Genomic DNA, 12525 nt, shown 5'->3' with positions numbered 1-12525 from the left:
ATCTCGGTCGGGGAGGGGGAGGGGCGGCTGTTCAAGTCGATCAGCGGGTTATCGAGTGAACTTGTCTCTTGAGCTTTCTTAGTGGGCCTTGCGTTGCCTGCAATGTCGGCAATTGCACTGAGCGCCGACAGGGGTGAAGTGCACCAACCCGTGCAACACCCCACCAACCGCGTCGAATTTTGGAGCGATTATGTCGAATAACGACGCATCGCCATTCTCGTAATATTTACGAATAGCATGGGCTACCAAGTCTGCGTATTGGACTAGCCGTGTCGCTTTTGAATCAACAAACATTGGCACGTCAGCCAGATTGTATAGTTGACCCCACCGATGCCCAACTGTCCTGAAATTTCTAGCTAGACCCTGTAAAGATGTTTCATATGTCGTCTTGTCTAAGATAATCAGACCGCGCTGAGTGTTATCTGCCTTGTGGAGTCTTCCGAGAAATCGGTCAAAGCGGTTGCACACCTGCTCAAAAGCATATTCCATCGGGTCAGCAGGCGAGATGGCTGCTTTGTGTATCGCAGCCCCAAATAATGTGACTTGGTTCGATTTTCCGAGAATGCCAAGCGCGTCTCGATACGCTTTAATCCGGTCCTCCTTTCCGATGCCGCGCCAATGCTTCTTGCCGCCGAGGATATCCGCCCCGCGGAACTCAAGGCTTTGCGGGCTTTCCGGCCAGAGCTTCGTGGCTATGTCGTCTAAATTGCTGGCGAACCAATGCGGCTGTCGCTCGAATACGCACAGCCCGGCTAGAACAATGTGCCGGTCCGATGCGGTGGTTACAGAGCCGGAATCGTCCAAATAGAGGAGGTGCATGGCAAAAAAAGGCGGCCGGGTGGAATAAAGATTCCAACGGTCCACGACGGCGGACCTCCCGACCACTCGGACAGGATATATCACTGTCCTTTCTATTAACAACCCGCCAAAGCAGCTGGTTCCGACAAGCTGGCCAATAGAATTTCCCCAGGTCGTCAAGACGTTGTGCACCGGCTTATACAGGAGTTGTGCACAGCTCATGCAGCGGTTCTGCAGGGCTTTTCCAACATTCGCCTGCAGCTTCTGAGTTCCTTTTGTTGCTTCTTTATCAGTTGCTTGCGACGAACATCAGAACCGGTTTGTCATGAACAGCGCGCGGTGGTCGGCCAAAATCGCCCTTGCTGCGTTGTGGCCCGGCGCGCCGGTGACGCCGCCGCCGGGGTGGGCGCCTGAGCCGCAGTGATAGAGTCCCTTCACCGCGCCGCGATAGTTGGCGTAGCCGAGCATCGGCCGCGCCGAGAACAGCTGGTTCAGCGACAGCGCGCCATGGAAGATGTCGCCGCCGAGCAGGCCGAAGTCGCGCTCCAGATCGAGCGGCGACAGCGCCTTTCGGCCGATCACGCTCGCCGCGAATCCCGGGGCGTGGCGGTCGACGGTGGCGATCATCAGGTCGGCGACGGTGTCGCGGTGCTGGTCCCAGGACGCGCCGTCGGGCAGCGTCGGGGCGACGTGCTGGCAGAACAGGCTGGCGACGTGCTGGCCGGGCGGCGCCAGCGAATCGTCCAGCGTCGAGGGGATCAGCATCTCCACCACCGGCTCGCGGCTCCAGCCGTGTTCGCGGGCGTCATGCCAAGCGCGGTCCATATAGCCCAAGCTGGGGCCGATGATGATGCCGGCGCTGAGGTGGTCGCCTTCGCCGGGCAGCACGCTGAACGAGGGCAGCTCGCTCAGCGCGACGTTGATCCGGAAGGTGCCGGAGCCGTTGCGCCAATGCGTCATGCGCTCGCGGAATCCCTCGGGCTGCGCGTTGGCCGGCAGCAGCTTGGTATAGAGCAGCTTCGGGTTGACGTTGCTGGCGACATATTTCGCCCGGATGGTGCGGCCGTCGTCGAGCGTCACCCCGACCACGCGGTCGCGCTCCACCAAAACCTCGCGGACCCCGGCCGAGGTTTCGATTTCGGCCCCGGCGCTGCGGGCGGAGGCCGCCATCGCTTCCGAGATCGCGCCCATGCCGCCGATCGCGTGGCCCCAGATGCCCTTCTTGCCGTTCACCTCGCCGAAGGCGTGATGCAGCATCACGTAAGCTGAACCGGCAGCGTAGGGGCTGGCGTAATTGCCGACGATGGCGTCGAAGCCGAACAGCGCCTTGACCAGATCGCTCTCGAACCAGCCGTCCAGCATGTCGCCGGCCGAGCCGGTGAATAAATCGAGCAATGTGCGCTGCTGCGCCAGCGACAGGCCGCGCAAAATGTTGGCGGTGCCGAGCGCGTTGATCGCCTCGCGGATCGCACCGACGCCGAATCCCTCGACCAAATTAGGCGGCGCCCGCAGCACGAAACGCCGCAGCACGTCGGCGACGGCTTCCAGCTCGGCCATGAAGCGGTCGATCGTGCCGGCGTCGGCCTTGCTGAGCTTCTTGACCGACCGCTGGGTGCGGCCTTCGCCGGTGAGCAGGTAGCGGCCGTGCGGTCCGGGCAAAAAGTTCTGCGCCCGGCGCTCGACGATGCGCAGCCCGTGATCGTGCAGCTTCAGATCGGCGATGATCTTCGGGTTGAGCAGGCTGACGGTATAGGCGGCCACCGAATTGCGGAAGCCGGGGTGAAACTCCTGCGTTACCGCCGCACCGCCGACCACGGCGCGGCGCTCGACCACCTTCACGCGCAACCCGCTCATCGCGAGGTAAGCCGCGCAGGTCAGGCCGTTATGGCCGGCCCCGATGATCAGTACGTCAAAATCCGGCATCTGGCCTTCACGACGGTTCGGTGAAATTCAAAGGCCCGGGCGGCCACGCCACGCGCGGGCCTTTATCGAAGAGTTGGATGACTGGCACAAGCAGGGCATGTTAGATCTCAGCACACCTTCGTCCATCTGTCTCGCTCATCGCTCGCGCGATGCCCGCCGACCGCCCGGCGCCCGCCGGATCATGTTGGAGTTCTCATGACGTCGTCGACGCCCGCCGCCGCCTCGGAACCGCTCGTCCAATCCCGCAACGGCTTGATTCTGGTGGTCTATACCGCGGCGATCTTCACCAGCGCGCTGTTGCTTTTTTCGGTGCAGCCGTTGTTCACCAAAATGGTGTTGCCGCGGCTCGGCGGTTCGCCGGCGGTGTGGTCGGTGGCGATGGTGTTCTTCCAATCGCTGCTGCTCGGCGGCTACGCCTATGCGCACTACCTGATGCGGCTGCGGAGCCGCACCATTCCGGTGGTGGTGCATCTGTTGTTGCTGCTGGTGGCGTTTCTCGGTCTGCCGCTGTCGATCGCGGGCGGTTGGGGCACGCCGCCGTCCAGCGGCTACGCGTTCTGGCTGCTCGCCTTGTTCGCGGTGTCGATCGGGCTGCCGTTCTTCGCGCTCGCCGCCAACAATCCGCTGCTGCAGGCCTGGTTCGTGCGCACCGGCCATCCCGCCGGCCACGATCCGTATTTCCTTTATGCCTCGTCGAACATCGGCAGCTTCCTGGCGCTATTGTGCTATCCGCTGCTGCTGGAGCCGATGCTGTCGCTGCACGTGCAGAATCTGGTTTGGACCGGCGGCTACGCGGTGCTGATCATGTTGATCCTGGGCTGCGGCTGGCTGCTGTTGCAGTCGCCCGCGGTGGCGCTGCGCGACGAGGCCGAGGATGTCGCCGCACCGGCGCCCTCCTGGGCGCTGCGGGCGCGCTGGATCTTTCTCGCCGCGGTGCCCTCCGGGCTGCTGATCGCCGTGACCGCGCATATCTCCACCGACGTCGCCGCGGCGCCGCTGTTATGGGTGCTGCCGCTGTCGCTGTATCTGTTGACCTGGGTGCTGGTGTTCCAGTCGCGGCCGTTGTTGCCGCACAAATGGATGCTGGCGCTGCAGCCGGTCGCGATCGCGGTGGTGCTGGTGCTGCTGGCCTATGGCGGCGAGCAGAACCTGCTGCTGACGCTCGGCGGCCATCAACTCTGCTTCTTCATCATCGCGATGGCCTGTCACGGCGAGCTGGCGCGCACCCGTCCGGCGGCGCGCCATCTCACCGGGTTCTATGTGGCGCTGTCGTTCGGCGGCATGGTCGGCGGCTTGTTCGCCGGGCTGCTGGCGCCTTACACATTCTCCTGGATCGCCGAATATCCGATCCTGTTGGCACTGGCGGCGCTGTGCCGGCCGGCCCGCGTCGCGCCGTCGCCGCGCTGGACCCGTTGGTATTGGCTGGCGCTCGCCGCGGTCGCGGTGGCGCTGCTGGCGCCCGCGTTCGCCGGCGGCAAGCTGTTCGAATGGATCGAGACCAACCGGGTGGTGGTGATCGGCGACGTCGCCATGCTGGCGGTAATCGCCGCGCTGGTGCTGCGCGCCAACCGTTGGAAGATCTTCGCCACGGTGGCGCTGGGGCTGGTGCTGCTGCGCGCCTATCCGCACGAGGACGGCCGGGTCGACACGGTGCGCAGCTTCTTCGGCGTCCACAAGATCATGGTGACGGCGAACGGCCAGTATCACGTGCTGATGCACGGCACCACGATCCACGGCGCGCAGAAAGTGCTGAACGACGACGGCTCGCCGGTCACCGGACGGCCCGAGCCGATTTCCTATTACTACAAGGACGGCGGCATCGGGCAGGGCATCAGCGCGATCCGCGCCCGCAAAGGCGCCCCGCTGCGCGTCGCGGTGATCGGGCTGGGCTCAGGCTCGTTGACCTGCGCCGCCGCGCCCGGCGAGGCCTGGAAGTTCTTCGAGATCGACCCGTCGATGGTCGACACCGCGCGCGATCCGAAATACTTCAGCTTCGTGAAAAATTGCGCGCCGGATCTTGCGCCGGTGATGGGCGACGCCAGGCTGACCTTCGCGCAGCAGCCGGACGGGGTCTACGACCTGATCATCGTCGACGCCTATTCGTCGGATGCGATTCCGATCCATCTGGCCACCCAAGAGGCGATGGCGATCTACAAGGCCAAGCTGGCGCCGCAGGGCGCGGTGCTGATGCACGTCTCCAACCGGCATCTCGAACTGGCCAGCGTGGTGGTCGGGATCGCCGACGCCAACGCGCTGAAGAGCTGGGTCTATTCGGAGGATTCCGGCCGCGACGCCGAGTACATCTTCTCGACCTCGGTGGTGCTGTCGGCGGCGGCCGCCGCCGATGTCGGTGCGGTCGCCTCGTCGGACAAATGGGCGGCGACCCCGGCCGACAAAACCCAGCGGGTGTGGACCGACGACTATTCCAACGTGCTCGGCGCGGTGTGGCGGCGGTTACGCGACGGCGAGCAGTGACGCCGCCGCGCCCCGCCGACCGGCCGGCTTAGTCGTAGTAGCCGTAATAGCCGCGCGGCTGATAATATTGCCGCGGCGCATAGACCCGCGCGCCGTAATACTGGGTTTGCGGCTGCGGCGCGGCTTGCGCGTCGTCGTAGCGGCGATAGCCGCGCGGGGCCGGATAGCGCGCCTGATCGGAGCTGCCGTCGGCCGGAGTGATGTAGCCGTCATCGGCGACCTGAGGCACGATCCGGCGCGGTGCCGGCTGCGGCGCGAGTTCGACCGGCGCGCCGACGCCGTCGTAATCCGGGGCGCGACGGGCCACCGCGGTGTTGGCTTTCGGCTTCGGATTGCGCGCCAGCGCGACCTGCGCCGAGCCGGTCAGGCTGACGGTGGTGTTGAGCACGCCTTCGCTCTGCACCAGCGCGTAGAGCGTCGAGGCATTGGCGCGGGACAGCCGGACGCAGCCATGCGAGGCCGGGGTGCCGAGCCGGCCGACCGAATCGGTGCCGTGAATGGCGTGGCCGACCTTGGTGAAGAAGATCGAGTGCGGCATCGGCGCGTCGTCGAATTCCTTGGAGTAGTGGTCTTCCTCCATGCGGAAGGCGCGGAAACTGCCGTTCGGGGTTTCGTGCGACGGATTGCCGGTCGACACCGGCCAGCGATAGCGTTCGACGCCGTCGACCGCGACGGTCATTTGCTGCGCGTCCTTGTCGACGGCGATCGCGACTTTGGCCTGCACGAGGCTGCTGCCGCCGAGCAGAATCATCAGGGCGGATAACGCAACGAGATACCAACGCATGTGAAGTCTGGCCTCCTGGCCCTGATCCGAAGTGCACACTCCGTCCCAGCTATATGCACATCGGTCGCAAAAGTTTCCAGGGGCGGCTCATTGCATCGTTAAGCGGCCGTGATGGCGGCAGCATGGCGCGGCAAAAATCGGTCGCAAGTCGTCGGGAGGGCGCTCGATGATGGAACTTTCGTTCCGCCACCGGGTTACAATGGCGCGTCCCGAACGGGACAGGGGACGGCCACCGGAGGATTCCAATCATGAAGACCACGATTTCGACGCTCGCGCTTCGTTCGGACCGCTCACCCGCGAAGCTGTTGCTGGCGACCGCCGCGCTTGCGCTGGCGTTGCTGGCGATTCCTCACACCGGTAACGCCCAGGGCATCATCGGCGGCGCCGAGCGCGGCTCCCGCGAAGGCAATCGGGCGGCCGGTCCGGTCGGCGGCGTGGTCGGCGGCGCCATCGGTGCCGGTGTCGGCGGCGTGGTCGGTGGCGTCAACGGCGTGCTCGGCGTGCCGGATCGCGGCTACCGTCGCGGCCATCGCGGCCCGCGTTGCCGCGGTTACTACACCCGTAGCGGCCATTATCGCTGCTATCGCTAACAGTCCTCGCTGAAACAGCAAAGCGCGGTCCGATCGGGCCGCGCTTTTTTGTGTTTGTGCGGCTGGTTTGCCGCTCGTCAGTTCTTCAGCCGATAGCCGGTCTTGAAGATCCACCACACCGTGGCCATGCAGATCGCCAGGAAGCCCAGCGTAATGCCGAGGCTGGCGCCCAAGCTGACGTCGGAGATTTCATAGAAGCTCCAGCGGAAGCCGCTGATCAGATACACCACCGGATTGAACAGCGCGACGGTCTGCCAGGCTTCCGGCAGCATGTTGATCGAGTAGAAGCTGCCGCCGAGAAAGGTCAAAGGCGCGATCACCAACAGCGGAATCACCTGCAGCTGCTCGAAATTGCCGGCCCATACCCCGATGATGAAGCCGAACAGGCTGAAGGTCACCGCGGTCAGCACCAGGAAGGTGAGCATCCAGAACGGATGCATGACGTGCAGCGGCACGAACAGCCAGGCGGTGGCGAGGATGATCAGCCCGAGGATGATGGATTTGCTGGCGGCGGCGCCGACGTAACCCAGCACGGCTTCGAAGAACGACACCGGCGCCGACAATAATTCGTAGATGGTGCCGGAGAACTTCGGAAAGTAGATCCCGAACGAGGCGTTGGATACGCTCTGGGTCAGGATCGACAGCATGATCAGCCCGGGCACGATGAAGGTGCCGTAGCTGACGCCCTCGATCTGGGTGATGCGCGAGCCGATCGCGGCGCCGAACACCACGAAATACAGCGAGGTCGACAGCACCGGCGACACCACGCTTTGCAACAGCGTGCGCCAGGTCCGCGCCATTTCGAACAGGTAGATTGCACGTACTGCCCGGTGGTTCATGATCATGCCCTCACCAGGCTGACGAAAATATCTTCCAGCGAGCTCTGCGTGGTGTCGAGATCGTGGAAGCGGATGCCGGCCTCGCGCAACGCCGCGAGCAGGCCGGTGATGCCGGTGCGCTCCGACTTGCTGTCATAGGTGTAGATCAATTCGCTGCCGTTTTCGGCCAGCGCCAGATTGTATTCCGCAAGCTGCGGCGGGACCGCCTCGACCTTGCCGATCAGATGCAGCTTCAGCCGTTTCTTGCCGAGCTTCTGCATCAGCGCCGCCTTCTGTTCGACCAAAATGATCTCGCCCTTATTGATGACGCCGATGCGGTCGGCCATCTCCTCGGCTTCTTCGATGTAATGCGTGGTGAGGATGATGGTGACGCCGGTGGCGCGCAGCGCCCGCACCACTTCCCACATCCCCTTGCGCAGCTCGACGTCGACGCCCGCGGTCGGCTCGTCGAGGAACAGGATCTGCGGCTCGTGCGACAGCGCTTTGGCAATCATCACCCGGCGCTTCATGCCGCCGGACAGCGTGATGATCCGGGAATCTTTGCGGTCCCACAGCGACAGGTCGCGCAGCACCTTTTCGATATAGGCCGGGTTGGCCTTCTTGCCGAACAGCCCGCGGCTGTAGCTCACCGTCGCCCACACCGTCTCGAAGGCGTCGGTGTGCAATTCCTGCGGCACCAGGCCGATCATCGACCGGGCTGCGCGGTAGGCGGCGACGTTGTCGTGACCGTCGACCAGCACCTGGCCGGCGCTCGGATTGGCGATGCCGCAGATGATGCTGATCAGGGTGGTCTTGCCGGCGCCGTTCGGCCCCAGCAGGGCGAAGATTTCGCCGCGGTCGATATCCAGCGAAACGTCGTTGAGCGCCTTCAGGCCGGAGCCATAGGTCTTCGACAGGTGGGAAATGGAGATGATCGGGGGCATCAAGCTCTTCGGGTCTGACAGGGCGATGATCGGCGAAAGCGTAGGCCGAGGCGGCGCGGCGCAGGAGGGCGCGGGGGACGGCTCAAATAGGAACTGCGCCAGCGGTTTGCAATCCGGCCCGGGCAATCGTCGCCCGGCCTCGTGTTTGCAATGACTTAGCCGGCCCGGTTGAGCCGCGACGCGGCAGCGCGGTGGAACCTGGACGCCGCGACGACGTTACCACGCATGGTTGAATCCCTGCCGTCCGAGCCGGTCGAGCGTACGAGTCGCGGCGCCGGCGATCCGACGAAGCGGCTGCTGGTTGCGGCGATGGCGGCGCTGTTGATCGTCGGCGGCGCGGTGGCGTGGCGGATCACCGCCGATCCGGTCGCCCCGACGCTCGCCAAACTGGCGCCGCCGCCGAAAAATCCGCAGCTCGAAGAATTGCTCGAGACCACCAAGGCGCTGCAGATTTCGCAGGAACAGGCGATCGATCAGTTGCAGGTGGTGCAGGATCTGCTGCGGGAGCAACAGGCCGAATCCAAGAAGGCCTCGGACCGCGTCGCTGCGCTGAACGCCAGGCTCGATACGCTGCAGCAGTCGTTCGCCAGCATCGCCCCGCCGGTCACCGAGGAGGCCGTGCCGGACAAGGCGGAGCCGGAGGCGCGCAGCCGCGCTGCAACGTCGCGGGGCAAGGCCAGTTCACGTTCGCGCGCCAAGCGACACGGCACCGCACAGCGGCGTTGATCGATGTTTGAGGTCGCCCGGGACCGCTCAGTCCGCCACCGGCCACTCGATCTCGACCAGCGTCGCCCCGTCGGCCAGCGCCACGAACGCCGGATCGCGCTGCAGCTCTTCGAAAGGCCGCGGTGCTTTCAGCCCGGTCGAGCCATCCGGGTTGGTCCAGTCCTCGCCGGCGGCTTCCAGCGCCTCGATGGCTTCCTCGAGCGCTTCGTCATAGTCGTCGCCGGCGGTGATCAGGCCCGGTATGTCGGGAAACGACACGGTGAAATGGCCGGCGCGGTCGCGGATCACGGCGATGTAGAGTGGCATGGTGAAGTCAGCCTGCGAGTATCGGTTGAAGGATGGCGCTATTCCGCGGCATGCGCTTGCGCTGGAAATTCGATGACCGCGATCATCGCGTCCTTCGCATCCTCAGCAAATTCGTGGTCCTGCCGCAACTGATCGATGGTTCGAGGTGGGCGAAAGCCGGGCGAGCCATCGGCATTGACCCAGTCCTCCGCAGCAAAACTCAGCACCTCTGTGGCCTGCTGCATGGCTTCGTCGAGCGTATCCCCCGCCGTGATAACGCCTGCGATGTCCGGGAAAGACACGCCGTAGCAGCTGTCGGGATCCTTATGGATCAATGCAATATAGTGGGGCATCAATCTTTGCTCCAACCTGCCTGCCGATAAATACTAACGACTGTCCCAAGCGCAATGTCCCGTCTCGGGTGGGCGCGGCTATCCTTCAACATAGCGAGCCCCTCAGCGCCGGCATTTTATGCTGGCGCTGAGACGATCTGCTAGCAAAGATACTACACCCGCTCCACGAAACTATCGACCACCTTCTTTTCGCCGGCCTTGTCGAAGGCGATGGTGAGTTTGTTGCCGTCGACCCGCACCACCTGGCCGTAGCCGAACTTCTGGTGAAACACCCGGTCCTTCAGCGCATAGTCCGACGCCGCACCAGTGGATTTCGCCACCAACTCGCCCTCGATGGTCAGCGGCGCGCGCTTCTTGGCGAAATGATCCGACTCGCCGCGTGACGACGAGAACGGCGACTGCTCTTCGCTGAAGCCGTTACTTCCGCCGCCGCGGCTGTTCTTGGCACGGTTGGCCTGGGCGCGCTGCCAGCCCGGCGTGGTGTAGCTCGAGCCGAAGGATTCCATATTGTCGAACCGCGACGAGCCGTAGCCGCCGGCGCCGCCCCAGCCGGAGCCGCCCTTGGATTCGGTGATCTCGACATGATCGGCCGGCAGTTCGTCGAGAAAGCGCGACGGCAGCGTCGTGTTCCAGGTGCCGTGAATCCGCCGGTTGGAGGCGAAGTACAACTTGGCCCGCTTGCGGGCGCGGGTGATGCCGACATGGGCGAGGCGGCGCTCTTCCTCGAGCCCGGCGCGGCCCTGTTCGTCGAGCGCGCGCTGATGCGGAAACAGCCCTTCTTCCCAGCCCGGCAGAAACACGCTGTCGAATTCCAAGCCCTTGGCGGAATGCAACGTCATCACGCTCACCGCGTCGTCGTCGGCGCCGCCCTCGCGGTCCATCACCAGCGAGATATGTTCGAGAAAGCCCTGCAGGTTCTCGAACTCTTCCATCGAGCGGACCAATTCCTTCAAGTTCTCCAGCCGGCCGGCGGCGTCGGCGGAGCGGTCCTTCTGCCACATCTCGGTGTAGCCGCTCTCGTCGAGCACGATCTCGGCGAGTTCGGTATGCGTCTTCACCTCGCGCTGCATCCGCCAGCGCTCGAACGAGGTCATCAGCTCGCGCAGGCTGCCGCGGGCCTTCGGTTTCAATTCGTCGCTGTCGACGATCGCGCGCGCGGCTTCGGTCAACGGGATCTTGCGCTTCCTGGCATGGTCGTGCAGCAGCTGCACGGTGGCGTCGCCGAGCCCGCGCTTCGGCACGTTGACGATGCGCTCGAAGGCGAGGTCGTCGGCCGGCGAATTGATCACCCGCAAGTAAGCCAGTGCGTCGCGGATTTCGGCGCGCTCGTAGAACCGCGGGCCGCCGATCACCCGGTAGGGCAGGCCGAGCGTGACGAAACGATCTTCGAATTCGCGCATCTGGAACGAGGCGCGCACCAAGATCGCAATGTCGTTGAGCTTGTGGCCGTCGCGCTGCAGCTGCTCGATCTCTTCGCCGATCGCGCGGGCTTCCTCTTCGGAATCCCACGAGCCGGTGACGGTGACCTTCTCGCCGTCGACGTCCTCGGTGCGCAGCGTCTTGCCGAGCCGGCCTTCATTGTGCGCGATCAGATGCGAGGCGGCGGCGAGGATGTGGCCGGTGGAGCGATAATTGCGCTCCAGCCGGATGATTTTCGCGCCGGGGAAGTCGTGGTCGAAGCGCAGGATGTTGTCGACCTCGGCGCCGCGCCAGCCGTAGATCGACTGATCGTCGTCGCCGACGCAGCAGATGTTTTTCGGCGGCGAGGATGCGGCGGGCGGCTCGGCCTCGCCCTTCGAGACGCGCGGGCCTTGCCCGCGCTCCTCAGGGTGAGGGACTAAGTCAGTGCCTGCGCTGGCGATAGTCTCTGCACCGTCATGCTGAGGAGCCGCGCGCAGCGCGGCGTCTCGAAGGATGGAGGAATTCTTTGGCGACGACGGCGCCTGCGCCAGCAGCCGCAGCCAGAGATATTGCGCGACGTTGGTGTCCTGATATTCGTCGACCAGGATGTACTTGAAGCGTTGCTGATACTGCCGCAGCACGTCGGGATGTTCGCGGAACAGCCGGATGTCCTCCAGCAACAGATCGCCGAAATCCGCCGCGTTCAGCACCTTCAGCCGCTCCTGATAGGCGGCGTAGAGCTTGCCGCCGCGGCCGTTGCCGAACACCGCGGCTTCGCCGGCCGGCACCTGCGACGGCGTCAGCCCGCGATTTTTCCAGCCGTCGATCAAGCCGGCCAGCATCCGCGCCGGCCAGCGCTTGTCGTCGATATTGTCGGCGGCGAGCAATTGCTTCAACAGCCGGATCTGGTCGTCGGTGTCGAGCACGGTGAAGTTGGAGGTCAGCTGCACCAGCTCGGCGTGATAGCGCAGGATGCGGCCGCCGATCGAATGGAAGGTGCCGAGCCACGGCATGCCCTCGACGGCTTGGCCGAGCATTTGCCCCAGCCGTAGCTTCATCTCGCGCGCGGCCTTGTTGGTGAAGGTCACCGAGAGGATTTCGCCGGGGCGGGCGCGGCCCGAGGACAGGATATGGGCGATCCGCGAGGTCAGCACCCGGGTCTTGCCGGTGCCGGCGCCGGCCAGCACCAGCACCGGGCCGTCCAGCGTCTGCACCGCGTCGCTCTGCTCGGGATTGAGGCCGGCGAGATAGGCCGGCATCGCCTGGGCGCGAGCCCGCGCGGCGATGCCGCCCGCGGCGGGCTGGTAGCCGGGCAGGTCGTTGGCGAGGCGTTTATTGGTCGGGTCGGTCATGCGAATCGTCTTCCGCCCACGATGGCACCGCGGGCCGGTGCGGAGGAAGCCTCCATAGCGGGGTTATCCGCCATAT

The 12525-nt window shown here is 64.8% G+C and carries 11 protein-coding genes; 3 read left to right on the top strand and 8 right to left on the bottom strand.

The genetic code is table 11. The features are described 5' to 3' along the window. Positions 1-78 precede the first annotated feature (78 nt). Together RPC_RS25120 and RPC_RS16500 are read right to left on the bottom strand one after the other, a co-directional pair. Positions 79-864, bottom strand: a complete 786-nt coding sequence (locus RPC_RS25120) for a DUF3800 domain-containing protein (protein WP_208855619.1) — start codon at positions 862-864, stop codon at positions 79-81. Between the two features lie 243 nt (positions 865-1107). After that, positions 1108-2721, bottom strand: a complete 1614-nt coding sequence (locus tag RPC_RS16500) for a phytoene desaturase family protein (RefSeq protein WP_011473718.1) — start codon at positions 2719-2721, stop codon at positions 1108-1110. A 195-nt stretch (positions 2722-2916) separates the two neighbouring features. Here RPC_RS16500 and RPC_RS16495 point away from each other — a divergent pair, with 195 nt between their 5' ends. Next, positions 2917-5196 (top strand): spermidine synthase, encoded by a 2280-nt coding sequence (locus RPC_RS16495; RefSeq protein WP_011473717.1) that lies wholly within the window; start codon positions 2917-2919, stop codon positions 5194-5196. Positions 5197-5224: 28 nt separating this feature from the next. Here the strand turns inward: RPC_RS16495 and RPC_RS16490 are convergent, their stop codons facing one another. Then, positions 5225-5980, bottom strand: coding sequence for a L,D-transpeptidase (locus RPC_RS16490; RefSeq protein WP_011473716.1), 756 nt, complete (start codon positions 5978-5980; stop codon positions 5225-5227). Positions 5981-6228: 248 nt separating this feature from the next. Between RPC_RS16490 and RPC_RS16485 the strand changes: the two genes are divergently transcribed. Continuing rightward, the gene (locus RPC_RS16485; RefSeq protein ID WP_011473715.1) at positions 6229-6570 is read left to right on the top strand and encodes a hypothetical protein; all 342 of its coding nucleotides are present in this window, start codon (positions 6229-6231) and stop codon (positions 6568-6570) included. Positions 6571-6647: 77 nt separating this feature from the next. Here RPC_RS16485 and RPC_RS16480 read toward each other — a convergent pair whose 3' ends face one another. Together RPC_RS16480 and RPC_RS16475 are read right to left on the bottom strand one after the other, a co-directional pair. Further along, the gene (locus RPC_RS16480; RefSeq protein ID WP_041802961.1) at positions 6648-7409 is read right to left on the bottom strand and encodes an ABC transporter permease; all 762 of its coding nucleotides are present in this window, start codon (positions 7407-7409) and stop codon (positions 6648-6650) included. A 2-nt stretch (positions 7410-7411) separates the two neighbouring features. Continuing rightward, positions 7412-8332: an ABC transporter ATP-binding protein gene (locus RPC_RS16475; RefSeq protein WP_011473713.1), complete on the bottom strand. Its 921-nt coding sequence runs from the start codon at positions 8330-8332 to the stop codon at positions 7412-7414. A gap of 225 nt (positions 8333-8557) precedes the next feature. Between RPC_RS16475 and RPC_RS25115 the strand changes: the two genes are divergently transcribed. After that, positions 8558-9058, top strand: coding sequence for a hypothetical protein (locus RPC_RS25115; RefSeq protein WP_011473712.1), 501 nt, complete (start codon positions 8558-8560; stop codon positions 9056-9058). 27 nt (positions 9059-9085) lie between these two features. On the opposite strand, the gene RPC_RS16465 is transcribed toward RPC_RS25115, so the two are convergent. The 3 genes from RPC_RS16465 to RPC_RS16455 form a co-directional block, all read right to left on the bottom strand. Then, positions 9086-9364 (bottom strand): type II toxin-antitoxin system HicB family antitoxin, encoded by a 279-nt coding sequence (locus tag RPC_RS16465; protein WP_011473711.1) that lies wholly within the window; start codon positions 9362-9364, stop codon positions 9086-9088. Positions 9365-9402: 38 nt separating this feature from the next. Then, the gene (locus RPC_RS16460; protein WP_011473710.1) at positions 9403-9696 is read right to left on the bottom strand and encodes a type II toxin-antitoxin system HicB family antitoxin; all 294 of its coding nucleotides are present in this window, start codon (positions 9694-9696) and stop codon (positions 9403-9405) included. A gap of 152 nt (positions 9697-9848) precedes the next feature. After that, entirely contained in the window at positions 9849-12449 is a 2601-nt protein-coding gene (locus tag RPC_RS16455; RefSeq protein WP_011473709.1) for an ATP-dependent helicase, read from the bottom strand. Positions 12450-12525 lie beyond the last annotated feature (76 nt).

The sequence above is a fragment of the Rhodopseudomonas palustris BisB18 genome, assembly GCF_000013745.1.
Taxonomy (GTDB): Bacteria; Pseudomonadota; Alphaproteobacteria; order Rhizobiales; family Xanthobacteraceae; genus Rhodopseudomonas_A; species Rhodopseudomonas_A palustris_F.
The sequence above is the reverse complement of the archived record's forward strand: the minus strand, read 5'-3'. Positions and strand labels throughout refer to the sequence as shown.

Bases quoted from the DNA above. Each gene is read 5' to 3' on its own strand.
- RPC_RS16475 (WP_011473713.1), bottom strand. From the start codon at position 8,332: ATGCCCCCGATCATCTCCATTTCCCACCTGTCGAAGACCTATGGCTCC.
- RPC_RS16500 (WP_011473718.1), bottom strand. From the start codon at position 2,721: ATGCCGGATTTTGACGTACTGATCATCGGGGCCGGCCATAACGGCCTG.
- RPC_RS16495 (WP_011473717.1), top strand. From the start codon at position 2,917: ATGACGTCGTCGACGCCCGCCGCCGCCTCGGAACCGCTCGTCCAATCC.
- RPC_RS16490 (WP_011473716.1), bottom strand. From the start codon at position 5,980: ATGCGTTGGTATCTCGTTGCGTTATCCGCCCTGATGATTCTGCTCGGC.
- RPC_RS16455 (WP_011473709.1), bottom strand. From the start codon at position 12,449: ATGACCGACCCGACCAATAAACGCCTCGCCAACGACCTGCCCGGCTAC.
- RPC_RS25115 (WP_011473712.1), top strand. From the start codon at position 8,558: ATGGTTGAATCCCTGCCGTCCGAGCCGGTCGAGCGTACGAGTCGCGGC.
- RPC_RS16465 (WP_011473711.1), bottom strand. From the start codon at position 9,364: ATGCCACTCTACATCGCCGTGATCCGCGACCGCGCCGGCCATTTCACC.
- RPC_RS16480 (WP_041802961.1), bottom strand. From the start codon at position 7,409: ATGAACCACCGGGCAGTACGTGCAATCTACCTGTTCGAAATGGCGCGG.
- RPC_RS16460 (WP_011473710.1), bottom strand. From the start codon at position 9,696: ATGCCCCACTATATTGCATTGATCCATAAGGATCCCGACAGCTGCTAC.
- RPC_RS16485 (WP_011473715.1), top strand. From the start codon at position 6,229: ATGAAGACCACGATTTCGACGCTCGCGCTTCGTTCGGACCGCTCACCC.